The following is a 2454-nucleotide window of genomic DNA, read 5'->3' as shown; positions in this document are numbered from 1 at the left end:
CCCCCACCCCACGCCCCTTCCCAACCCTCATTCACAGGAGCCGCCTGACATGCGCATCGTCTATCTGCATCAGTACTTCAACACCCCCACCATGCACGGGGGCACGCGCTCCTATGAGCTCGCGCGGCGCCTGGTCTCCATGGGCCACGAGGTCCACATGGTGACCTCCGACACCCGCACGGACAGCGGCAGCGGCAAGGGCTGGCGCGAGTCCAACGAGAGCGGCATCCAGGTGCACTGGCTGCCGGTGCCCTACAGCAACGCCATGAGCTACCCGGACCGCATCCGGGCCTTCAGCCACTTCGCGGTCAACTCCACGCGCCGCGCGGCGCAGCTGCCCGCGGACGTCTTCTTCGCCACCAGCACGCCGCTCACCATCGCGGTGCCGGGCATCGCCGCGTCGCGGTGGAACAAGCGGCCCATGGTCTTCGAGGTGCGCGACCTGTGGCCCGCCATCCCCATCGCGGTGGGCGCGCTCAAGAGCCGCTCCGCCATCATGGCCGCGCAGCTGTTGGAGAAGGCCGCGTACGCGGGCGCGGAGCACATCGTCGCGCTGTCGCCGGGCATGAAGGCGGGCGTGGAGGCGGCGGGCGTGCCGCCGGAGAAGATCACCATCATCCCCAACCTCTGCGACCCGGAGCGCTTCCAGGTGCCGGCGTCCGCGGGCCAGGAGCTCCGGCAAAAGTACGCGTGGCTGGGGGACCGTCCCATGGTGCTGTACGCGGGCACGCTGGGGCTGGTGAACGGCGTGGAGTACCTGGTGCGGGTGGCCGCGGAGATGCGCAAGCTGGACCCGGAGGTCCGCTTCGTCGTCATGGGCAGGGGCCGTGAAGAGGCCCCGCTGCACGCGCTGGCGGAGAGGCTGGGCGTGAAGGGGGAGAACCTCTTCTTCCTGCCCAGCGTGCCCAAGGAGCAGGTGCCCGCGGTGCTGAGCGCGGCCACCATGGCCACGTCGCTGTTCACGGACGTGCCGGGCATGCAGGACAACTCCGCCAACAAGTTCTTCGACGCGCTCGCGGCGGGCCGTCCGCTGGCGCTCAACTACGGCGGCTGGCAGGCGGAGCTGCTGGACCGGGAGGCCTTTGGCCTCAGGCTGCCGCCCAAGGACATCCCCGCCGCGGCGGCCATGCTGGCCAGGCGGCTGCGCGACCCGCGCTGGCTCGCGGAGGCCGGCGCGCTGGCCGGGAAGCTGGGCCGGGAGCGCTACTCCGCGGACATCGCGGCGAAGCGCCTGTCAGAGGTATTGCAGCGCGCGGCGGCGGCCCGGTCATGAAGGCGCGCTCGGTGGGGAGCAACTTCATCTGGTCGCTCTCCGCCGGGCTCATCTATGCCCTCGCGCAGTGGGGCGTCCTGGTGGCCTTCGCGCGGCTGGCCACCATGGAGGAGGTGGGCCAGTTCGCGCTCGCCCTGGCCATCACCGCCCCGGTGCTGCTGATGTCCCGCATGCAGCTGCGCACGCTCCAGGCCACGGACGCGAGAAGCGCCTTCGGCTTCGAGCACTATCTAGGCCTGATGGTGCTCAACGTCGTGGCGGGCGTGGCCGTGTGCTGCGCCATCGCCACGGGGATGGCGGACTCGCTCCACGCGGGCTGGGTCATCGCGCTGGTGGCGCTGGCCAAGGGCTTCGAGGCGGTGAGCGAAGTGTTTTACGGCGCGCTCCAGAAGGTGGAGCGGCTGGGGCTCATCGCCCGGTCGACCATCGCCAAGAGCGTGCTGTCCGCGGTGCTGGTGCCGCTGGCGCTGTGGCTCACGCACAGCCCCATCGCCGGGGCCGCGGCCATGGCCTTCGCGTGGGCCATCGTCCTCTTCGTCTTCGACGCGCGGGCGCTCCAGCGCGAGTTCCCCGGCGTGCGCCCCTGGAGCACCCTCTGGCGCACGCCGTGGCGGAAGGAAGGCGCGCGGCTCAAGGCCCTCTTCCTCCTGTGCTGGGTGCTGGGCCTCACCGCCCTTCTAGCGGCGCTGCGGCCCAACATCCCCCGCTATCTGCTGGAGGTGCACGCGGGCCAGGCGGAGCTGGGCATGTACGCCGCGCTCGCGTACTTCGCCGCGCTGGGCGGCCGGGTGGTGCACTCCCTGGGGCAGGCGGTGAGCCCCCGGCTGGGGCGCTATCACGCGGCGGGGGACGCGCGCCGCTACGGCAGGGCGCTGGCGGGCTTCACGGCGGCGTCCGCGGGGGTGGGCCTGTGCGCCATCGCCGGCTCGGCGCTGCTCGGCCGGTGGGCGCTGACGCTCTTCTACGGGGCCGCCTACGCCGGAAACCTCGAGTTGTTCGTCTGGCTGATGGCGGCGGCGGCGCTGGAGTACGTCTGCTTGAGCCTCGCGGTGGGGCTCACCGCGGCGCGCGAGCTCAAGGGCCAGGTGGTGCTGCTCGTCGTCTCCGTGGCCGTGGTCTCGGTGGGCAGCGCGGTGTGGGTGCCGCGCGTGGGACCGGTGGGGGCCGCATGGGCCCTGGGG

General features: G+C 72.1%; 2 protein-coding genes. Both read left to right on the top strand.

Translation table 11 applies throughout. The annotated features are described in order from the left end of the window. The first annotated feature begins 49 nt into the window (after window positions 1-49). Window positions 50-1273: a glycosyltransferase family 4 protein gene (locus D7W82_RS39285; protein ID WP_120623137.1), complete on the top strand. Its 1224-nt coding sequence runs from the start codon at window positions 50-52 to the stop codon at window positions 1271-1273. Next, window positions 1270-2454 (top strand): lipopolysaccharide biosynthesis protein (locus tag D7W82_RS39280; RefSeq protein WP_120623136.1); only part of this gene is annotated, 1185 nt, incomplete at its 3' end. The genes D7W82_RS39285 and D7W82_RS39280, both read left to right, overlap by 4 nt.

This window comes from Corallococcus sp. CA049B (genome assembly GCF_003611685.1).
Lineage (GTDB): Bacteria > Myxococcota > Myxococcia > Myxococcales > Myxococcaceae > Corallococcus > Corallococcus coralloides.
This window is presented reverse-complemented; position numbering and strand designations above follow the sequence as displayed.

Coding starts and splice junctions, on each gene's coding strand:
- D7W82_RS39285 (WP_120623137.1), top strand. CDS start 50: ATGCGCATCGTCTATCTGCATCAGTACTTCAACACCCCCACCATGCAC.